At 61.9% G+C, this 20,863-nt stretch carries 21 protein-coding genes; 8 read left to right on the top strand and 13 right to left on the bottom strand.

Annotation, left to right across the window (positions count from 1 at the left end; translation table 11 throughout):
* Positions 1–130 precede the first annotated feature (130 nt).
* The 3 genes from FRZ40_RS01055 to hemP all read left to right on the top strand — a co-directional run bounded on the left by FRZ40_RS01055 (position 131) and on the right by hemP (position 1,480).
* Complete coding sequence (locus tag FRZ40_RS01055) at positions 131–529, top strand: OsmC family protein (protein ID WP_028369732.1); 399 nt, start codon at positions 131–133, stop codon at positions 527–529.
* A 51-nt stretch (positions 530–580) separates the two neighbouring features.
* Positions 581–1,072, top strand: coding sequence for an SRPBCC family protein (locus FRZ40_RS01050; RefSeq protein WP_028369731.1), 492 nt, complete (start codon positions 581–583; stop codon positions 1,070–1,072).
* Positions 1,073–1,213: 141 nt separating this feature from the next.
* The gene (gene hemP, locus FRZ40_RS01045) at positions 1,214–1,480 is read left to right on the top strand and encodes a hemin uptake protein HemP (protein WP_028369730.1); all 267 of its coding nucleotides are present in this window, start codon (positions 1,214–1,216) and stop codon (positions 1,478–1,480) included.
* A gap of 251 nt (positions 1,481–1,731) precedes the next feature.
* Here hemP and FRZ40_RS01040 read toward each other — a convergent pair whose 3' ends face one another.
* From FRZ40_RS01040 to uvrB, 6 genes are all read right to left on the bottom strand, one after another.
* On the bottom strand, positions 1,732–2,139 hold the full coding sequence (locus FRZ40_RS01040; RefSeq protein WP_028369729.1) for a GlcG/HbpS family heme-binding protein: 408 nt from the start codon (positions 2,137–2,139) through the stop codon (positions 1,732–1,734).
* Positions 2,140–2,176: 37 nt separating this feature from the next.
* Positions 2,177–3,586 carry a 4Fe-4S binding protein gene (locus tag FRZ40_RS01035; protein ID WP_147233019.1) on the bottom strand — a complete coding sequence of 470 codons (1,410 nt, stop codon included), beginning with the start codon at positions 3,584–3,586 and terminating at the stop codon, positions 2,177–2,179.
* Positions 3,583–4,428 (bottom strand): FTR1 family iron permease, encoded by an 846-nt coding sequence (locus FRZ40_RS01030; RefSeq protein WP_147233018.1) that lies wholly within the window; start codon positions 4,426–4,428, stop codon positions 3,583–3,585. Before FRZ40_RS01030 ends, FRZ40_RS01035 begins: the two co-directional genes overlap by 4 nt.
* 63 nt (positions 4,429–4,491) lie before the next feature.
* On the bottom strand, positions 4,492–4,827 hold the full coding sequence (locus FRZ40_RS01025) for a cupredoxin domain-containing protein (RefSeq protein WP_028369726.1): 336 nt from the start codon (positions 4,825–4,827) through the stop codon (positions 4,492–4,494).
* Between the two features lie 89 nt (positions 4,828–4,916).
* On the bottom strand, positions 4,917–5,465 hold the full coding sequence (locus FRZ40_RS01020; RefSeq protein WP_028369725.1) for an iron transporter: 549 nt from the start codon (positions 5,463–5,465) through the stop codon (positions 4,917–4,919).
* A gap of 351 nt (positions 5,466–5,816) precedes the next feature.
* Positions 5,817–7,910 (bottom strand): excinuclease ABC subunit UvrB, encoded by a 2,094-nt coding sequence (gene uvrB, locus FRZ40_RS01015; protein WP_028369724.1) that lies wholly within the window; start codon positions 7,908–7,910, stop codon positions 5,817–5,819.
* A gap of 377 nt (positions 7,911–8,287) precedes the next feature.
* Here uvrB and FRZ40_RS01010 point away from each other — a divergent pair, with 377 nt between their 5' ends.
* A complete protein-coding gene (locus tag FRZ40_RS01010) occupies positions 8,288–9,487 on the top strand; it encodes an amino acid aminotransferase (RefSeq protein ID WP_147233017.1) in 1,200 nt (399 codons plus the stop codon).
* A gap of 97 nt (positions 9,488–9,584) precedes the next feature.
* On the opposite strand, the gene FRZ40_RS01005 is transcribed toward FRZ40_RS01010, so the two are convergent.
* Positions 9,585–10,835 (bottom strand): DUF3734 domain-containing protein, encoded by a 1,251-nt coding sequence (locus tag FRZ40_RS01005; RefSeq protein ID WP_028369722.1) that lies wholly within the window; start codon positions 10,833–10,835, stop codon positions 9,585–9,587.
* Positions 10,836–10,861: 26 nt separating this feature from the next.
* Positions 10,862–11,659, bottom strand: coding sequence for a 3-hydroxybutyrate dehydrogenase (locus FRZ40_RS01000; protein ID WP_028369721.1), 798 nt, complete (start codon positions 11,657–11,659; stop codon positions 10,862–10,864).
* A 215-nt stretch (positions 11,660–11,874) separates the two neighbouring features.
* Here FRZ40_RS01000 and FRZ40_RS00995 point away from each other — a divergent pair, with 215 nt between their 5' ends.
* Both FRZ40_RS00995 and FRZ40_RS00990 read left to right on the top strand, forming a co-directional pair.
* Positions 11,875–12,846 (top strand): potassium channel beta subunit family protein, encoded by a 972-nt coding sequence (locus FRZ40_RS00995; protein ID WP_147233016.1) that lies wholly within the window; start codon positions 11,875–11,877, stop codon positions 12,844–12,846.
* A 114-nt stretch (positions 12,847–12,960) separates the two neighbouring features.
* A complete protein-coding gene (locus FRZ40_RS00990) occupies positions 12,961–13,806 on the top strand; it encodes a 23S rRNA (adenine(2030)-N(6))-methyltransferase RlmJ (protein WP_147233015.1) in 846 nt (281 codons plus the stop codon).
* 9 nt (positions 13,807–13,815) lie between these two features.
* Here the strand turns inward: FRZ40_RS00990 and FRZ40_RS00985 are convergent, their stop codons facing one another.
* From FRZ40_RS00985 to cueR, 4 genes are all read right to left on the bottom strand, one after another.
* Positions 13,816–14,850: an ABC transporter substrate-binding protein gene (locus tag FRZ40_RS00985; RefSeq protein WP_028369718.1), complete on the bottom strand. Its 1,035-nt coding sequence runs from the start codon at positions 14,848–14,850 to the stop codon at positions 13,816–13,818.
* 168 nt (positions 14,851–15,018) lie between these two features.
* On the bottom strand, positions 15,019–15,369 hold the full coding sequence (locus FRZ40_RS00980) for a hypothetical protein (protein WP_147233014.1): 351 nt from the start codon (positions 15,367–15,369) through the stop codon (positions 15,019–15,021).
* Between the two features lie 202 nt (positions 15,370–15,571).
* A complete protein-coding gene (locus FRZ40_RS00975) occupies positions 15,572–15,718 on the bottom strand; it encodes a DUF3563 family protein (protein WP_081767638.1) in 147 nt (48 codons plus the stop codon).
* A gap of 261 nt (positions 15,719–15,979) precedes the next feature.
* Complete coding sequence (gene cueR, locus FRZ40_RS00970) at positions 15,980–16,426, bottom strand: Cu(I)-responsive transcriptional regulator (protein ID WP_028369716.1); 447 nt, start codon at positions 16,424–16,426, stop codon at positions 15,980–15,982.
* A 134-nt stretch (positions 16,427–16,560) separates the two neighbouring features.
* Here cueR and FRZ40_RS00965 point away from each other — a divergent pair, with 134 nt between their 5' ends.
* Positions 16,561–16,770, top strand: a complete 210-nt coding sequence (locus tag FRZ40_RS00965; protein WP_028369715.1) for a heavy-metal-associated domain-containing protein — start codon at positions 16,561–16,563, stop codon at positions 16,768–16,770.
* A gap of 14 nt (positions 16,771–16,784) precedes the next feature.
* Positions 16,785–17,699 carry a dTDP-4-dehydrorhamnose reductase family protein gene (locus FRZ40_RS00960; RefSeq protein WP_147233013.1) on the top strand — a complete coding sequence of 305 codons (915 nt, stop codon included), beginning with the start codon at positions 16,785–16,787 and terminating at the stop codon, positions 17,697–17,699.
* A gap of 14 nt (positions 17,700–17,713) precedes the next feature.
* On the opposite strand, the gene FRZ40_RS00955 is transcribed toward FRZ40_RS00960, so the two are convergent.
* Positions 17,714–20,863, bottom strand: a complete 3,150-nt coding sequence (locus tag FRZ40_RS00955; protein ID WP_147233012.1) for an error-prone DNA polymerase — start codon at positions 20,861–20,863, stop codon at positions 17,714–17,716.

The following is a 20,863-nucleotide window of genomic DNA, read 5'->3' as shown; positions in this document are numbered from 1 at the left end:
TTTTTTCGCGCACCGACACTCAACCGCGAATCGCGGCAAATTCGTTCACAATAGCAATTCGAGCCGCGCGCCGCGTCCTGCGCCGCGCGGCATTCACCGTCACGATTCAACGTCCCGCACAGGAGCGCGCATGGCAGACACGAAGGTCACCGCACACATCGGCTCGACGAATTTTCAGGTGCTGTTCGACGACGGCGCGCACACATGGCTCGCCGACGAACCCGAGTCGCTCGGTGGCGGCGATCGCGGCCCGACGCCCAATACGCTGCTGCTGTCGAGCCTCGGCGCATGCACGTCGATCACACTGAAGATGTACGCGCAGCGCAAAGGGTGGCCGCTCAACGAAGTGCGCGTGACACTGTCGATGCAGAAAGAAGGCGACGGCACGGCGATCGACCGCCAGATCGTCCTCACAGGCAATCTGTCGGACGAACAGCAGGAACGACTTCTGCAAATCGCCAATGCGTGTCCCGTGCACAAGATCCTCACCAATCCGATCTCGATCCGCACGGGCCTGGCTGTTGCCTGAAACTGCGCTTGACACTGCGTGAACCTTGAGCTTTAAGAGGAAGCTGCCGTCTTGAACTTCGAACATCTCATTCAGATCAACGATCCGCTCAATCCGCTCGTCGAAACGATGACGCGCGAACAGCTGTGGGAAGGCCTCGTGCTGCGCGCCGAGCAGCCGCAGTTGTTCGTGATGGGACTCGACAGCTGCTCGATCCTGTCGCGCACCGAAAGTACGCTGGAGCGCGAGCTGCACTATGGCCATGCGACCGTGCGCGATCACGTCACGCTCACGCCTCAACAGAGCGTGCGCTACGACATCAATGCAACGGCGGACTACGTCGGCGGCTCGCTGACCATGACCATCGAGCAGCCCGACGAACTGCAGCTGTTTCTGCGCTTCGAGTACAAAACGAGCCTGCCCTCCGCCGACGACAATGGCGATCCCGATGCGCATCAGACGGAAGAGATCGTGAAATCGGCATATCGCGAGTCGGACATCGACACCGTCCGCCTGATCCGCCAATACGTCAGCGCGCGCAATACGCCTGACCAGTTGCACTAATTGCCTGCGCGCCGACCGTGCCTCGGTCGGCGCATCCCCTCACCTATCAAAATCTCGGATCGATTAATTTCTCAACCTTGTAAATGGGAATGGTTATCATTTAGAATCAATCTAACGAATCGACGAACACTAACGGCAAGCATGACGAACATGACGCGCTCTTCCACGCTCAGCCTGCGCCGCCCCGCAGCAGCGGCATTGACGACCAGCCGCCCCGCCAAATCGGCGACGACGGCGCCTGCGGAACGCCAGACGGGCGGCAACGCAGCGCAAACTGCCGAATCGTCCGACCGCGTGCTGCGCAGCGACGCGCTGCTTCAGGGCCGCAGCCATGTGAGCATCGTGCATAACGGGGAGACGTATCAGCTGCGCGCCACGCGATTGGGCAAGCTGATTCTGACGAAGTGAGGATGCAGTAGTACCGGGTATTGTGGGGACCACCTCCCAGAGAGGTGTTGGGCACTAGCCAGCCACGACGGCTTGCACGCGAGATCTAGACCCCTTCGTGCAAACACCAAGCCAGCCGTCGAAGCCAGCCACGCCGCTTTTTTTGGTTCTCACCACGACGTGTGCGCATGAATTGCGCGGCGTTTGACGAATGACGGAAACGAAGCCGTGCGGATGAATCATCTGCACGGCTTTTTCTATTCGACGCCGCGTCAGCGCAATTCGAGCGCCGCGATGCCCGCGCGCGCAATCGCCGTATCCTGCTCGGACTTCACGCCCGACACGCCGATTGCGCCCACCGTCTCGCCTTCCACGACGATGGGCACGCCGCCCTCCACCATCGCCGCGAGCGGCGCGCTCAGAAACGCGATGCGCCCTTGCTTGATGATGTCTTCGTAGACCTTGGTCTCGCGGCGCCCGAGCGCCGCCGTGCGCCCTTTCGCGGTCGCCATGTCGACCGTGCTGGGCGCAGCGCCGTCCATTCGATGCAGATGCAGGAGATGGCCGCCATCGTCGAGGATGGCGACAGTGACGGACCAGTGATTCGCTGCCGCATGCGCTTGCGCTGCGGCAGCGATGGTCCGGACGTCTTCGTCGGTCAATACGGGTTTGGTTCTCACGGGCGCCTCGCGTAGTCAGTACGCGGCGCGCCGCCGATCAGTGTGCCGGCCAGTACCAGAACATCAGCCACCACGCGCTATCGACGACGGCCAGTGCAGTCATGAACCATACCATCGACAGCCCGCGCTGGAAAACCCGTGCCGAATACCGGCGCGTCACGAGCCACGCGAGCCACGCGCTCCACGCGTTCGCGATCACGAGAATCGCGATGCGCACGTCCGACGCCCAGTCGAGCGGCACGTGCTCGGCCTTGAGCAGCGACAGCGTCGTCGCCGACAGGCCGAGAAACACGCCCGTGCCCGCAATGGGAATCAGCGCCTGGGCGAGATGATGCAGACGTGTCGTGTCAAAGCGGCCCAGCACGCGCGTCGCGCCCGCCAGCAGCGCGAGCAGCGCCGTGCCGTAGACGGCGCCCGTGGCAAGGATGTAGGCAATGATCATCGTGCCATCGAGCCACGAGAACACGTCGTTCTGTTCGGGATAATGCGTGAACAGGAACCACGGCGCGTTCGTGTCGAGCGGCCACATGATGTCGTGATCGATCAGCCACGTCGCGAGCGACTGCTTGACGTCGATGAACCACGGCGAGCCCGTCCAGTGGAATGCGCCGATCGCGATGCCGAGCAGGCCGTAGAGAATCAGCGCCGTATCCCACGCGCTCGCCTGCTTGTCGCCGAGGTTCACGACTTCCGACGAGGGCTTGCGCCACGTCAGCGCGATCGCGTCGCGGTGTCCGCTGCAACGCCCGCACATATGGCACGACGACGCGCCCTTCATGTTCCGCAACGGCACGAGCGGCGCGCAATTGATCGGGATCACGCGATGTCCGTGTTCGCCTTCCTTGTACGAGCGGCGCCATGCGTCTTCGTCGACCTTGTAGTGGAACGGCGCGAGACGCGCCAAAAGCGAAAAAACCCCGTTGACGGGGCACAGATACTTACACCAGACGCGCTTCTCTCGGCCGTATAAGAATCCGATGACGATCGCGGCGAAGGTCGATCCGCCTAGCACCAGTAAGACGGCTTTCGGATATTGATAGACGCTGACCATCTGGCCGTAGATCGTCGTCAGACCGAATGCGACGAATGGCCAGCCACCCCAGCGCATCCAACGCGGAATCGCCCAGCCTCGTCCGTATTTGCTCGCGAACTCCGCGAGCGCGCCTTCGGGGCACAGCACGCCGCACCACACGCGTCCGAGCATGACCATCGATAGCAGCACGAACGGCCACCAGATGCCCCAGAACACGAACTGCGCGGCCAGCGTCAGGTTGTTCCACAGATGCGCGGTATCGCCCGGCAGTTCGGTGAACGCGGGCACGAGAATCAGAAACGCGTAGACGGCAACGACGACCCACTGGATGCCGCGGATGACAGCGCCGTGGCGCTGCATCCAGTGGCCGACTTCTGCAAGCCGGCTGCGGCCATATGCAACTGCACTGCTCATGCCGCGCGCCCTGCTGTCTGCTGCGCCGGCGCGCGCGTCGAACGGCGGAGCAGGAACCACACGACGGCCCAGTACAGCGCATACGTGATCAGGTTCATCAACGCGGGATGCGCGCGATACCCGGTGAGCGTCGCCACCAGCGAACCGAACGTGCTCGAGTCGTCGAGGATCATCGACGTGTTCCACACGCGGTCGACGATGGTCGGCAGGATTTCCTTGTCGATCAGCTTGTCGACGCCCGTCTGGAACAGGCCCGCGCCGAGGAACAGCAGCATGATTTCGGTGATGCGGAAAAAGAGCCGCCACGAGAAAATCTTGCCGCCCAGCTGCAGCACGTAGAACGTTGCAAACGCAAGCGCGAGGCCGATCAGCACGGCCACGATCTGGCTCGTCTCGACATGGCCCGACTGGCCGAAGCCGAGGCCGTACAGGAAGATCACCGTCTCGCTGCCTTCACGCGCGATGGCCAGCGCGACCAGCACGGCGATGCTCCACCAGCTCGCGCTCTGCGTGCTCTTCTTCAGCGACTGTTCCATGTCGCGCTTGAGCGTGCGCCCATGCGACTTCATCCAGATCACCATCTGCACGATCAGAACGCATGCGATCAACACCATCGCGGTCTGAAAATAATCTTGCGCATCGCCCGACAGCACCTCGGTGAAGCCGACCAGCGCCGCGCCCAGGCCGATCGCGGCCAGAATGCCGACGGCAACGCCCGCCCACAGATACGGCAGCCCGCGGCGTGCCTGCTGGTCGCCGTTCTTCAGCCACGCGTACAGAATGCCGACGACGAGCAGCGCCTCGACGCTTTCCCGCCATACGATGAACACTACCTGACCCATCGAAACCTCCAGCTACCTCAGTGGACGCCGCGCGTCCGAATTACGACTCGTATTGCCGCGACGTCACTTGGCGACGATCACGCCCTGCGCCTGCTGATGAAAATCATCGAAGAACTTGTAGGTGCCGGGATCGAGTGGCGCGATCACGACCACCGATTCAGCGCCCGGCGCCAGAACCTTTTCCTTGCGCAACTCGACGCTCTCGAATTCCGCCGCGCCCTTACCCGTATTCTTCACTTCGATACGGATACGCTTGCCCGCGGGCACTTCGATACGCGCGGGCGTCAGCTTGCCGTCCGTCATTTCCAGCTTGAACGTCACGGCTTCTTCGGCAGCGTGCGCGAAGCCGATCAACGATGCCGCCATCGCGAAAACGGTAATCTTCCTGTTCACTCTCATGCAGCCTTCCTGAAAATGCGGCGCGCTCTTACGCGCCGCTGACTACTTCTGTTCTCAACAGCCAGTGATCGCGATGCGATCGATGACGATCAGTAACCGCCCTTCTTGCCAATGCCCGCGAACGTGAAGTCGTAATCGAGCGTGATCGGCTTGAACCACGGACCCACGCCCGTTTCCTTGTCGACGTGACGGCCGAATGCCATGTGGCCGGTTTGCATCGGCGGTTCGACGATCAACTTCAGGTGGTACTTGCCCGGACCCGCGAGCTTGACGTTATCGCCGTAGTGCGGACCGTCATCGGCCACCATTGCCATCAGGTCGCCCTTCTGGTCGTAGCTCGAACCTTGCTTCGTCAGTTCGTAGCGCACTTGCAGATAAGGCATCCAGTCGCCTTCTGCGAATCCCGTCGGATTCTTCTTGACTGCGTGGATGTCAGCTTCCAGATGGATATCGGAATCCGAGGCTTTGCGCATCATGCCTTCCGGATCCATCGTGATCGGCTGCAGATACACGGCGCCGATTTCCATCCCGCCCTGGATCTGCTGCTTGCCGATCGGATATTCAGCGGCCGACGCCGACAGGGCGGCAACGGCAGCGAGGGCAGCTACACCGCCGCTCAAGATTGACGAAACGCGCATTGAAACTCCTTTGATTTCTTTAGACTGATGCAACGAAAAGCAGACTTCGGAAAGGCGCGTTGAAGAGGTCTCGCATGCGCGTGTTCTTCCCGTCTTTCGCGAACCATCCGATATGGCTATCGCAAGTGCGAAAGCAGTAACGAACGGTAATGCGAACCATTCTCAATACTTGAATCAGTTTATCACTGTTCAAGGGGAAGAACAAATGTGGAAACCTCGAAAGCCTTGCTGCAACAGGGTCTTACGGGAAGCTTAAGGGCAGTTTTCGGAATGGCCGCAGTGTGCATTGCGAAGAACGGCCGACGTGCGCGGCGGCGATGCGCCGCGCACGATGCCGTTCGCGCAAGCCGCCTAGTCCGTACCCGTCAGATGATCGCCGACATTTGCGCCGAACACGCGCTGGCGAAGCAGAGCGAGCTGATCCCGCATCTGAGCCGCCTTTTCGAATTCGAGATTTTTCGCGTGCTCCATCATCTGCTTCTCAAGCCGCTTCAGCTCCTTGGCGAGCTGCTTTTCAGACATGTCTTCGAACTTCGCACGAACCTGCTGCTCCTTCAGTTCGGCGCGCGCTTCGTCGACGTTATAGACGCCGTCAATGATGTCCTTGATCCGCTTGACCACGCCGCGCGGCACGATGCCACGCTCCTCGTTGAAGGCCATCTGCTTCGCGCGCCGTCGCTCGGTTTCGTCGATCGCGCGCTTCATCGAATCCGTGATCTTGTCCGCGTAAAGAATCGCCTTGCCGTTCACGTTACGCGCGGCACGGCCGATCGTCTGGATCAGCGAGCGCTCGGCGCGCAGGAAGCCTTCCTTGTCGGCATCGAGAATCGCGACCAGCGAGACTTCGGGAATGTCCAGACCTTCACGCAGCAGGTTGATACCGACCAGCACGTCGAACGTGCCGAGCCGCAGGTCACGGATGATTTCGACGCGCTCGACGGTATCGATGTCGCTGTGCAGATAGCGCACCTTCACTCCGTGATCGGCGAGAAATTCGGTCAGTTGCTCGGCCATCCGCTTGGTCAGCACCGTGACGAGCACGCGGTCGCCCGCGGCCACGCGCTCGTTGATTTCGGCCAGCACGTCGTCGACCTGCGTGCGCGCCGGCCGCACATCGATTTCCGGATCGACGAGGCCCGTCGGACGCACGACCTGCTCCGCCACCTGCCCCGCCGTCTTTTTCTCGTAATCAGCGGGTGTCGCCGATACGAACACGACCTGGCGCATCTTGCGTTCGAATTCGTTGAACTTGAGCGGCCGGTTGTCGAGCGCGGACGGCAGCCGGAAGCCATAGTCGACGAGATTTTCCTTACGCGCGCGGTCGCCGTTGTACATGCCGTTCAACTGGCCGATCAGCACGTGCGACTCGTCGAGGAACATCATGGCATCCGTCGGCAGATAGTCGACGAGCGTCGGCGGCGGCTCGCCCGGTGCGGCGCCCGAGAAGTGCCGCGAGTAGTTCTCGATACCCTTGCAGAAGCCCAGCTCCTGCAGCATCTCCAGATCGAAGCGCGTGCGCTGCTCGAGCCGCTGCGCTTCGACGAGCTTGCCGTCCTGATAGAAGAACTCAAGACGGTCTCGGAGTTCAGCCTTGATCGTCTCAACCGCGCGCATTACCGTCTCACGCGGCGTCACATAGTGCGACGACGGATAGACCGTGAAACGCGGAATCTTCTGACGCACACGCCCCGTCAGCGGATCGAACAGTTGAAGCGTATCAATCTCGTCATCGAACAGTTCGACGCGCACCGCCATTTCCGCATGCTCCGCCGGGAAAATATCGATCGTGTCGCCACGCACCCGGAAGGATCCGCGTTGGAAATCGGCTTCGTTGCGGCTGTACTGCATCGCAATCAGACGCGTGATGATGTCGCGCTGCCCCATCTTGTCGCCCGTACGCAGCGTCAGAATCATCTGGTGATATTCCGACGGATTCCCGATACCGTAGATCGCGGACACCGTCGCGACGATCACGACATCGCGCCGCTCCATCAGACTCTTCGTGGCCGACAGGCGCATCTGCTCGATGTGCTCGTTGATCGACGAGTCTTTCTCGATGAACAGGTCGCGCTGCGGCACATACGCTTCCGGCTGGTAGTAGTCGTAATACGAGACGAAGTACTCGACGGCGTTGCGCGGGAAAAACTCGCGAAACTCCGCGTACAACTGCGCGGCGAGCGTTTTGTTCGGCGCGAAGACGATGGCCGGCCGGCCCAGCCGCGCGATCGTGTTCGCCATCGTGTAGGTCTTGCCGGAGCCCGTCACGCCGAGCAGCGTCTGGAACGACAGCCCGTCCTCGACGCCTTCGACGAGCGTCTCGATCGCCGTCGGCTGGTCACCCGCGGGCGGATACGGTTGATAGAGCCGGAACGGTGAGCCCTCATACGTCACGAATTTGGATTCGTCGAGAGCGTCTTGGACTTCACTCAGATGATGTTCGGACATGGAAGCGACACCTCGGCCGGGAGCAAACGACTATTCTAGCGTTTTGCGAACGGGCGGGCTGAGGGCTCGCCGGGCGTCGCGGATACTGCCCGGACCTGTCCGCCGCGACGCCGAAACGGGCGCGACGGCAGCGCGAAAACATCGCCAGATCGCTGTTTTCATTGCAAATTAATCCGCCCGCCGGCTAGGCGAATGCCAAAAACCCCGGTGAGATTCGTTACAATGGCGCGTTGCGCGCCAGCGCGGCCGTTGGTCAGAAGCGTCACCGGAACCCGGGCCAAGATTCCGCCGCAAGTTCCGAACCCAACTGCCTCAAGGTGCATGCGGTTCCTAGCAGCATCCGAAGTCGTCCCTCTTTTCACTACTGCCGAATCATCATGTCTCTGTTCTCCGCTGTCGAACTCGCTCCCCGCGACCCGATTCTGGGCCTGAACGAAGCTTTCAACGCCGATACGCGCACCACCAAGGTCAATCTGGGCGTGGGCGTGTACACCAATGAAGAAGGCAAGATTCCTCTGCTGCGCGCAGTCCGCGAAGCAGAAAAGGCGCGCGTCGATGCAGCGCTGCCGCGCGGCTATCTGCCCATTGAAGGTATCGCCGTCTATGACGCAGCCGTGCAGAAACTGCTGCTCGGCAACGATTCGCCGCTGATCGCCGCTGGCCGCGTCGTGACGGCACAGGCGCTGGGCGGCACGGGCGCGCTGAAAATCGGCGCGGACTTCCTGAAGCGCGTCAACCCGGCATCGAAGGTCGCGATCAGCGATCCGAGCTGGGAAAACCACCGCGCGCTGTTCGAAAGCGCGGGCTTCGAGGTTGTCTCGTACCCGTACTACGACGCAGCGACGCATGGCGTGAACTTCGAAGGCATGCTGTCGGCGCTCAACAGCTACGCGCCGGGCACGGTCGTCGTGCTGCACGCGTGCTGCCACAACCCGACGGGCGTCGACCTGACGGTCGACCAGTGGAAGCAGGTGGTCGAAGTCGTGAAGGCGCGCGAACTGGTGCCCTTCCTCGACATCGCGTATCAGGGCTTCGGCGACGGCATCGACGCCGACGCGGCTGCTGTGCGCCTCTTCGCACAATCGGAACTGAACGTGTTCGTGTCGTCGTCGTTCTCGAAGTCGTTCTCGCTGTACGGCGAGCGCGTCGGCGCGCTGTCGATCGTCACGGGCAGCAAGGAAGAGGCAGCACGCGTGCTGTCGCAACTCAAGCGCGTGATCCGCACGAACTACTCGAACCCGCCGACGCACGGCGGCGCCGTCGTCGCAGCCGTGCTCGGCTCGCCGGAACTGCGCGCGACGTGGGAAGCGGAACTCGGCGAAATGCGCGACCGCATCCGCGCGATGCGCAATGGTCTCGTCGAGCGTCTGAAGGCAGCGGGCATCGACCGCGACTTCAGCTTCGTCAACGCACAACGCGGCATGTTCTCGTACTCGGGCCTGACGGCGCCGCAAGTGGAGCGTCTGCGTGAAGAGTTCGGCATCTACGCCGTCAGCACGGGCCGTATCTGTGTGGCTGCGCTGAACACGCGCAACCTCGATGCCGTGGCTAACGCCGTTGCCGCTGTGCTGAAGTAATGTCGCGAGCATGACGGCGCGAAATCGCCGTCCGACCCGCGATTGAAAAGGCGCTCCTCGTGAGCGCCTTTTTTCATGCCGTGAAGCTGGCGGACGATCAACGCAAGTCGCGGTGAATATCGTGCGTGACGAATCCCGCGTCGTTCTGCGGCATGTCGAGCCACCCCGGTTGCGCGAGCGAATTGCGGATGTCGACGAGCCCGCTTTCCCAGTGCTGCTGCATTGTCGACAAGCCGAACTGGTAGTCCTTGTAGTGTCCTTCGTATTCCTTGTCGCGGTAGATCAGATGCAGGATGTTGTAGCGCTTCGAGCACGACAGTTCCTGGGCGAGCTGGCACCAGGGGTCGTCGCGATGTTCGGGCGATACGCGTTCGAGCACTTCGCGCAGCACATGCCTGAAGCGCTGCGTGTGCTGCATCATGTCCGTGACGAGACGCGTGCGGCTCGAATACTGGACGTCTTTCATACGTCCCTGTACGTCGGTGATATTGTCCGGCACCGGTCCCAATGCACTCCACAAATCGACCTGAAACGCGAGCGTATCGCGCCGCGGACTGGCCTGCGCAACCTGGTAGAGCGGCGTATTCGACATCAGGCCGCCGTCCCAGTAAAACTCGCCATCGATCTCGACCGCGCCGAAACCGGGAGGCAACGCGCCCGACGCCATGAAATGCTCGGGCTTCAACGTCGTGTGCATGTTGTCGAAATAGGCGAAGTTGCCCGTGTGCACATTCACGGCGCCAACCGACACATGCATGTCCTTCGAATTGATCCGTTCGAAGTCGCAGAGCCGTTCAAGTGTCGCCTTGAGCGGCGTGGTGTCGTAATAGCTCGCGTTTTGCGGCGAAACAGATACTGCGGGCAACGGCGGCGGAAAACGCGGCGTGAAAAAGCCCTTCTGTCCGTCGACCAGCGCGCCGACCGCCTGCATCGCGGTAAATGCCTTGCGTACCGTATCGTTCGAATTGAACAGCGCCTGCTCGATGGAAGGCGGCACGGGCGGACCAAAGGCCGGCTGGCAAATGGTTTCCCAGAATTCGCGCAGCTTTTCGACGCGATCTTCGGGCGCGTTGCCCGCAATGATCGCCGTGTTCAGCGCGCCAATTGAAATGCCCGCCAGCCAGTTGGGCAGGATGCCTGCCTCGTCGAGTCCCTGATAGACGCCTGCCTGATACGCGCCGAGCGCGCCGCCGCCTTGCAGCATCAGCGCGATGGTTTCGTACTGAGGCAGCGCCGCGTGATGACTGGCGCGAACGCCGGGCGCTGCGCCCGCCTGCTCGCTTTCTCCCGCACCGGCACCGCCGGCGCGTGCCCGCTTCACGCTACGTTGTGAATCGCGTTGCGCCATCATCACCTCCTCGCTTTTTACATCGGTTATTGCATATACCAGCCGTGGCTGACGATGAACGACTGTCCCGTGAGCGCGGCCGTCGGGAACGACGACAGGAACAGCACGGTCTGCGCGACGTCTTCGACCGTGGTGAAAATGCCGTCCACCGTGCCGCCCAGCATCACGCGCCGGACCACTTCTTCCTCGGTGATGCCGAGTTCCTTCGCCTGCTCGGGAATCTGCTTGTCGACGAGCGGCGTGCGCACGAAACCCGGACATACGACATGCGAGCGCACGTTATGTTTCGCGCCTTCTTTCGCGAGCACGCGCGACAGACCTAGCAGCGCATGCTTGGCCGTCACGTAGGCCGACTTCAGCGGCGACGCTTCATGCGAGTGCACCGAGCCCATGTAGATCACGATGCCGCCGCGATCGTCCTTGTACATGTGCTTGAGCGCGGCCTTCGTGGTCAGGAACGCGCCGTCGACGTGGATGGCCTGCATCTTCTTCCAATCCGAGAACGAGTAGTTTTCGATCGGATTAACGATCTGGATGCCGGCGTTCGAAATCAGGATGTCCACCGAGCCGAGTTCGGCAGCCACTTTGTCGATGCCCTGGTTGACGGCGTCTTCGTTCGTTACGTCCATTGCAACGCCGAGTGCCTTGCCGCCCGCCTTGTTGATTTCTTCGGCCACGGCATTCGCGCCGTCCTGGTTCAGGTCCGCAATCGCGACGGCCGCGCCCGCCGCCGACAGCGTCAACGCGATCTGCTTGCCGATGCCGCTCGCCGCGCCCGTGACGACGGCGACCTTGCCTTTCAGACTCTCATTCGATGACGACATCCAGAACCTCCATGCAGTTGATTGAGCAATGACAACATGGCGCGCAGGCATCGTGAAGCTGGCTGAATGGCATATGCCGTTCGGTCGATTGCTGCACTGCGGCCGACTCCGCTATTGTGCATGAACGGAAGCGAACTACACACCCAAAGGCACGAGTTGCCGATTCGGATTAATGTGTGGGGTTCCGGCTACGACACTCACAAAAGGAGAAGTGGATGAACTACCGACGTCTCGGCCGCTCCGGCCTGCAAGTCAGCGAGCTGTCCATCGGCTCATGGGTGACTTATGGCAATCAGGTGGATCGGAGCGCCGCTCGGGAATCACTGGCGGCCGCGCGCGACGCGGGCGTGAATTTCTTCGACAACGCCGAGGTCTATGCGGGCGGCAAGTCCGAGCTGATCATGGGCGAAGCGCTGAAGGAACTGAACTGGCCGCGCGTGAGCTATATCGTTTCGACAAAGTTCTTCTGGGGACTCAACGAAGCGCCCAACCAGTATCACACGCTCAACCGCAAGTATCTGATGAACGCGATCGACAGCTCGCTCAAGCGTCTGCAACTCGATTACGTGGATCTCGTGTTCTGTCATCGTCCTGACCCGTACACGCCCGTCGAAGAGACGGTGTGGGCGATGAGCGACATGATCACGCGCGGTAAAGCGCTCTACTGGGGCACGTCCGAATGGAGCGCCGACGAGATTCGCGCGGCGTACGAGATCGCCGAGCGTCATCATCTGCACAAACCGGTGATGGAGCAGCCGCAATACAACCTCTTCCATCGCCGACGCGTCGAGCAGGAATATCGACGGCTCTATGAAGACATCGGCCTGGGCCTGACAACATGGAGTCCGCTCGCGTCCGGTCTGCTCACGGGCAAATACCGCAACGGCATCCCCTCCGGCAGCCGCGCGGAACTGCAGGGCTACGACTGGCTGCGCAAGGAATTGACCGACTCGGGCAAGAACAACGTGGTCGGCCAGCTAGGCGATCTCGCGGACGAACTCGGCTGCACCGTCGGTCAACTGGCGCTCGCGTGGATCCTGACCAATCCGAACGTCAGCACAATCATCACGGGCGCGTCGCGCGTCGAGCAGATCGCGGAAAACATGAAGGCGAAGGACGTGGCCGAGCAGATCACGCCGGAGATCAAGGAGAAGATCGAAGCGATCGTCGGCGACGGCTATCAGTAAGTGCCGACATGCCGCGCGAGCCGGGTGGACATGCAGCCCTGGCTGGCGCGGCGGCTCCGCTCGCCCCGTCGCGTACAATACGCGCCCCGCTCCTTCATTAGCGCATCCATCGCCATGCTCAGTTACCGCCACGCTTTTCACGCAGGCAATCACGCCGATGTTCTGAAACACGCTGTCGTCGTGCAGTTGCTGCGCTATCTTGGACAAAAGGACAAGGCGTACTGGTATATCGACACGCACGCCGGTGCCGGCGTCTATTCGCTGAAGGAAGGTTACGCCACCAAGACAGCGGAGTTCGAAACGGGCATCGCGAGACTGTGGGAACGCAAAGACCTGCCGCCGATGCTGGCGGAGTACGTCGACGAAGTGTCGGCCCTGAACCCCGACGGTGAGTTGCGCTACTACCCCGGTTCACCATATCTCGCGTGGCGCCTGATGCGCGAGCAGGACCGGATGCGTCTGTTCGAACTGCACAGCACTGAAATCGATGTGCTGCGTCACAACTTTCGCGACGCGGGCCGTCGCGCGATGCTGTTCGCGGGCGACGGCTTCGACGGTATCAAGGCACTATTGCCGCCTGCGCCGCGCCGCGCGCTCGTGCTCGTCGATCCCTCTTATGAAGACAAGCGCGATTACGCGCGCACACTAACTTGCGTCGAAGAATGTCTGAAGCGTTTCGCGACGGGCACGTATGCCGTCTGGTATCCGCAGGTCACACGGCCGGAATCGCAGCGTTTTCCCGAGCAGTTGAAGCGGCTTCAGGACAAGAACTGGCTGCATGTCTCGTTGACCGTCAGCAATCCGCCTAGCGATGGCTTTGGACTGTTCGGCAGCGGCATGTTCATCCTGAATCCGCCCTACACGCTGGCGAAAATGCTGAAGGAAACATTGCCGTGGCTCGTCGCGACGCTCGGCGAGGACAAGGCCGCGACGTTCAAGATCGAACATCGCGGCGACTGAGCATACGGCTTACTTGACCTGCTCGGCTGCCTTGCGCGCAAAGTCGTTCGTGTAGGTCGATTTCAGATCGATCTTCGACGCGTCGAGTCGCGTATCGAACGAAGCGAGCGCGCGCAGCGCCGTCGGCGGACCGTCAGCAGGCATCAGGCCATCCGGCGAATAGGCTTCGCGGACATTGTGAAAGGCGTCGATGTACAGCGCCTTGTCGTTGAGCAGATACGCGGCTGGCACCATCTTCACGATGTCGGCATCGCTCGCCGTCTGAAGCCAGCGGTCAGCGCGTACGATCGCGTTCGCCAAGGCCTGAGTCGTCTTCGGATTTTTCTGGATGAAGCTGTCCGACGCGTACAACGTGGCCGCGGGCATCGTTCCGCCGAACACTTCCTGCGTGCCCTTCACGGTGCGCGTATCGACCAGTATCTTGATATCGCCCGCGCGCTGCAGCTTCGTCATCATCGGATCGACGTTCGAAAGTGCATCGACCTGCCCATTGCTCACCGCGGATATCACGGTCGCGCCGCTTCCCACGCCGATCACTGAAATCTCGTTGCGTTGCACGCCTGCCTTGCGCAGCGCGACGGTCAGCACGAGATCGGTCGACGAACCAGGCGCGCTGACGCCCACTTTCGCGCCTTTGAAATCGGCCAGCGATTTCAGCGTATCGACCTTGCTTTTCGTCACCGCAACGGCGATCTGCGGCGCGCGGCCCATCAGCACGAACGCGCGATAGTGCTGGCCTTTTGCCTGCATGAAGATGGTGTGCTCATAGGCGCCCGCGCCGACATCGGCACTTCCGCCGACCACCGCTTCCAGCGCCTTCGATCCGCCCGCGAAATCCTCGAGCGTCACATCGAGCCCCTCGTCCTTGAAGAAGCCCAGTTGGGACGCGGTCAGCACAGGAAGATAGTAGAGACCCGGCAAGCCGCCGACGGCCATTGTGAGCGCTGGCTTTTCGGGCGTGTCCTTCGCGATGGCAGATTGCGTCGCAAGTACGAGCAGTGCCGCGCACACGCTCGCCGCATGGCGGAGCCCCAGATTACGCATTCGTCGCCTCCTGTTCCGTTCGAATTGTTCGTCTCGCTGCGTAGGACGCATGGAATGCATACTGGCGAGCGATGATCGCGCAACGATTGTCATCGGACGAAGCGGCGCACGCCATGCGCCGAAACCCGAATAGCGAGAGCGCTTTGGCTTCCCGTCGACGCAGCTGCCCTACTGCGAATGCGGTATGTATCTCGGACGCGGCTGCGGTATCGGTGTGGGATACGGAGTGGTCGATGCACCCGGCACCTGAATATACGGCGCGACGATGTAAGGCGGCGCCCCGTTGGGCGGGGGAAGCTCTTCAGGCGCGGCAATCGGCTGCGCCTCGACGATGCGGCTGTGCGACAGCGGTGCCGTCTGCAGCACGGTGCCGCCCTGGCCGTCGCTGATTCCGCCTTGCGTGTCGAGAATCAGCGGCTGCCGGCTCGTCGACGAGCCGGCAAATGCCGTCGATGCCGCCCCCAGCAGCACGACAAGCGCTGCAGATCGCAGCAGATGAAACGAGTGGTCTGAAAACATGGGCGCCCCGGATGATTGTAGGAATGCCGGTTATCGCGAAAACATCCTACCTTACCGCGGCATAGGCGTTTGGGCTAGTCGGTGCCAGCCAGCGTAGCGCAACTCGCCGGCTCCAGATGTGACAAAGCCCCGCATGGCGGGGCTTGAGCTCGCGACTCAGGCTCGCGGCGAACAGAATGCCGCGCAATCCGGGGCGAATGACTTACAGCGAGTAGCCGCTGGTTTCGAGCGAACGGATGCGTTGCTCGAGCTGGACGATGTCCGACGACGCTGCGAGGTAAGCCTCACGGCGGCTACGTTCAGCAGTTTCAAACCAGTTGCTCAGCTTTTCGATCAAAAATGCAAACATGATGTACTCCAAGGATCAGTGAATAACCCCCGGTGAATTTAGCATCAGGGATTTCCCGTATAAGGGTTAACCCGAATTATAGCGTTATGGCGCAACCTTGCCAGTGAATTGCACGAATACCGTGCATTCCGTTTTGGAATGGTGCACGCCAATCTGCCGATCAAAGTGTTGATTCTTTGCGGCTTTTTTCGAGATTCATTGGGAATCGGGCAGGCGAAGCGCCATATATGCACAATTTATGTGCATAAAGCCCAATTGATCTCAACGTTGCGGCACTGTTTTGCAATGGCCGTGACAATCCGGCGCAGCGGCCGACGAATCAGCAGCCGCCAGGCTTTCGATGATCGGGCAATCCGGACGGTCGTCGCCATGGCAATGCTCGGCGAGATGGGTCAGCGTGTCGCGCATCTCGGTGAGTTCGTCGATCCGGCGGTTCAGTTCGGCCACATGCTCCAGCGCGATCGACTTCACCTCCGCGCTCGCGCGCGACCGGTCGTGCCACAGCGCGAGCAGCTTGCGGATGTCCTCGACCAGAAACCCCAGCCGCCGTGCCTGCCGGATAAAGCGCAGCGAATGAACCTCCTGCGCGCCGTAAACGCGATAACCCGCCGTCGTGCGCTCTTTCGCCGCGAGCAATCCCACGCTCTCGTAATAGCGGATCATCTTCGCCGTCACGCCCGACGCGCGGGCCGCTTCACCGATATTCATCACTCGTTCCCCACTTTGCCTTCTCGATACGTTGCATGATTCTTGACCTTCCCACTGTGGGAAGGTCAATCATGATATGGCCGTTCGACAGGCATAATTCAACCGTTGCAGGACTTATCAGCCAGAGGAAAAGCATGAGCATCGAATTCAAGGTAGAAGGCATGAGCTGTCAGCATTGCGTCGCGGCCGTCACGCGCGCCATCCAGGAACAGGACGCGGGCGCACAGGTTCAGGTCGATCTGTCGGCGGGCAAGGTCGCCGTCCAGTCGGACGCGTCCGTCGACACGCTCAAGGCCGCCATCGACGAAGCCGGCTATACGGTCGTCGGCGTCGCCGGCAATTGAGCGGGAACGCGCGCATGTTCAAGGTTGTCGTTATCGGCGCATCGGGTCTGCTGGGGCGCGCGATCGTCGGCGAACTCGTGCAGCAGCGGGACTGGCGGTTGGTCCAAACAACCTTCAGCCGCCAGAGCCAGGGCAGCGTACGGCTCGATATCCGCGATGCCGAAGCGGTCGCGCAGTTCATCGAGCGCGAGCGGCCCGATGCAATCGTCGTCGCGGCAGCCGAGCGGCGTCCGGACGTATGCGAAAACGATCCGGCGCTCGCGCGTGCGCTGAACGTGGACGCCGTGCGCGCGATTGCGTCGGCTGCGCGGCAGCGCGGCGCGTGGGTGCTGTCCATTTCCACAGACTACGTGTTCGACGGCAAAGCGCCGCCCTATCGTGACGACGCGACGCCGTCGCCGATCAACGCCTATGGCCGCAGCAAGCTCGAAGGCGAGCGGGCGCTTGCCGAAACGACGGATCTCGGCTGCGTGCTGCGCCTGCCGCTGCTGTTCGGGCCGATCGTCGACTGGCAGGAGTCGGCCGTGACGAGTCTCGTGCCCGCGATTGCCGCGTCGGCGCGTACGTCGCCGGAAGTGAAACCTGCCGTGATGGACGCATGGGCGATCCGCTATCCGACGTATACGCTCGATGTCGCCGTCGTCGTCCGTCAGTTGCTGGAGCGGCACGCGTGTGGCGAGCCGGTGTGCGGCACGGTGCAATGGTCCGGCGATGAGCCGATGACGAAGCACGACATCGCGCAACGTCTCGCGAGCGCCTTGCAGATCGACGCGCAACTGACACCGCAGCACACGCCGACGGACGCCACGCCGCGCCCGCACAACTGCCATCTCGACTCGGCGCGGCTCGAAGCACTCGGCATCGGCCGGCGCACGCCGTTCGATACGGCGATTCGTGAGGTTTTCGCGCTGTTTCCGTGGCGCGGTTAGCGCATAGTTAGAGATCAGTGGAAATCGCGGCTCACCGATTGCAGGCCGCCCAGCAGATGCGACATATCGACGAGCCGTTGCGCCACCAGGTGGCGCACTTCGCCTTCGCATTGCCACGTGCCGTACACGGCAAGCAACGACGCGCCGAGCGCTTCCCGTCTCTGCTTCTCCAGCAGGCTCGGCCAGATGATCACGTTGACGTTGCCCGTTTCGTCTTCGATCGTCACGAACAGCACGCCCTTCGCCGTGCCCGGACGCTGCCGCACCGTGACGATGCCGCAACCGCGCGCGAGCCTGCCATTGCGATAGTTGCGCAATGCCGATGCGGGCATCAGACGCTGCTCCAGCAACACGGGCCGCAGCAGATCCAGCGGATGACGGCCGAGCGTCAGTCCCACCGAACGATAATCGGCGACGATATCCTGCGCCTCCGACGGCGCACCAAGCTCAGGCGTGTCGTCCTGAATGGCGGCGACGGCCAGCATGTCCTTGTCGGGCACGGCGGCCACCGAATGCCACAGCGCTTCACGCCGGTTGCCCGCCAGTGAAGTCAGCGCGTTTGCATCGGCGAGCACATGCAGATCGTGCCGGTTGAGCTGCGCGCGGCGCGCGAGATCGTGCACGCTTCTGAACGGCCGCACGGCGCGCGCATTCTCGATACGCTCGGCGGCGCCGTCCTTCATGCCACGCAACAGCGACAGCCCGAGGCGCACGGCGGGACGCGCACGCCCCTCTACCGTTTCGAGCGCCGAGTCCCAACCGCTCACCGTCACATCGACAGGCAACACGATCACGCCATGCCGCCGCGCATCCTGCACGAGTTGCGACGGCGAATAGAAACCCATCGGCTGGCTGTTGAGCATCGCGGCGAGAAACGCCTCGGGCTCGTGGCACTTCAGCCAGCTGCTCGCATACACCAGCAGCGCGAAACTCGCCGCGTGGCTCTCCGGAAAGCCGTATTCGCCGAAGCCCTTGATCTGCTCGAAAATCGCTTCGGCGAAACTCTGCTCGTAGCCACGTTCGCGCATGCCGTTGACGATCCGGTCATAGTATTTTTCGAGCCCGCCCTTGCGCTTCCATGCGGCCATCGCACGACGTAATTGATCCGCTTCGCCCGGCGTGAAGCCCGCCGCGAGAATCGCGACCTGCATCACCTGCTCCTGGAAAATCGGCACGCCGAGCGTGCGTTCGAGCGCGATCTTCAGCTTGTCGCCCGGATAACTGACGGGTTCGAGTTTCTGCCGACGTCGCAGATACGGATGCACTGCTCCGCCCTGAATCGGCCCCGGCCGTACGATCGCGACTTCGATCACGAGGTCGTAGAATTCTTGCGGACGCAAGCGCGGCAGCATGCTCATCTGCGCGCGCGATTCGATCTGGAACACGCCGATCGTGTCGGCGTTCGAGATCATGTCGTAGGTCGCTTTGTCTTCGGGCGGAATGTCCTGCATCTCGAAACGCTCGCCGCGCTGTTCCGCGACGAGATCCAGCGTGCGCCGGATCGCCGACAGCATGCCGAGCGCGAGCACGTCGACCTTCAGCAGACCGAGTGCTTCGAGATCGTCCTTATCCCACTCGATCACCGAGCGGTCGGCCATCGCCGCGTTCTCGACGGGCACGAGCCGCGTGAGTTTGCCGCGGCTGATCACGAAGCCGCCCGAGTGCTGCGACAGATGACGCGGAAAATTCAGCAACTGCGAAGCGAGCCGCGCCCACGCCTGGATCAGTGGCTTGTCAGGATCGAGGCCCGACTCTTCGAAGCGCTTGAGCAGATCGTGACTCGTATCGAACCAGTGATGCGACTTCGCGACGACATCGACGATCTGCGGATCGACGCCGAGCGCCTTGCCCGTTTCACGCAACGCGCCGCGCGGCCGGTATGTCGACACGGCCGCCGCGATCGCCGCGCGGTCGCGGCCGTACTTGCGATAGATGTACTGGATCACTTCCTCGCGCCGCTGATGCTCGAAGTCGACGTCGATGTCTGGCGGTTCTCCGCGCTCTTTCGAGATAAATCGTTCGAACAGCATGTTGCCGCGCGCGGGATCGACTTCTGTCACACCCAGGCAATAGCACACGGCCGAATTGGCCGCCGAACCGCGTCCCTGACACAGGATGTGCTGACTGCGCGCATAACGCACGATGTCGTAGACGGTCAGAAAGTACGGCTCGTAACCGAGATCGGCGATCAGCGCGAGTTCGTGTTCGATCTGCTCCTGCACGTTGAACGGAATGCCCGAAGGAAACCGCTGCTGCGCGCCGATGTACGTTTCCTGCCGCAGATATTGAGTCGGCGTATAGCCCTCGGGCACGAGTTCGTCGGGATATTCATAGCGAAGCTGATCGAGCGAAAACGCGCAGCGGGATAGCACGCTGATCGTCTCGCGCACCGTGTGATCGGGATACAGATTCGCGATACGCAAACGCGAGCGCAAATGCTGCTCGGCATTCGGCGCGAGTTCGTAACCGCATTCGTGCACCGGCCTGCCAACGCGGATCGCCGTCATCGTGTCCTGCAACGGTTTGCGCGAGCGCACATGCATCACGACATGACCCAATGCGACGACGGGCACGTTCTGTTTGTTCGCGACATATTCGACCGAGCCGCGATGAATGTCGTCCATTGCGCGCTGATGCAGCACGAGCCCGACCCACGCGCGGCCCGGAAATGTTTCGTCGAGCCATTCGATCTGCGCGTCGAGCACCTCTTCATTCGCGGGGAAATCGGGCACGAGGATCGCGAGGCAATCGGGCATGCCGCGCAGATGCGCGTTCTCGCGATCGGGCCGCGACAGATCGTGCGGCGTCAGCCGATATTCGCCCTTTGGTGCGCGCGTGCGTGCAAGCGTGATCAACTCCGACAGATTGCCGTAGCCCTCGCGATTCTGCGCGAGCAGGATCAACCCGAACGCGGGCGTACCGTCGGCATTGCGCAGCCGGAAGTACGAACCGATGACGAGCGGCAAGCCTTTTTCCTTCGCCGCGACGTGCGCACGCACGACGCCCGCGAGCGAACATTCATCGGTGATGGCGAGTCCGGAATAACCGAGCTGGGAGGCGCGCTCGGCCAGTTCCTCCGCATGCGAGGCGCCGTGCAGAAACGTGAAGTTCGACAGGCAGAACAGCTCGGCGTAGGCCGGCAAAACATTGAACGTCGTATCCAT

Source organism: Paraburkholderia azotifigens (assembly GCF_007995085.1).
In the GTDB taxonomy this organism is placed as follows: domain Bacteria; phylum Pseudomonadota; class Gammaproteobacteria; order Burkholderiales; family Burkholderiaceae; genus Paraburkholderia; species Paraburkholderia azotifigens.
This window is presented reverse-complemented; position numbering and strand designations above follow the sequence as displayed.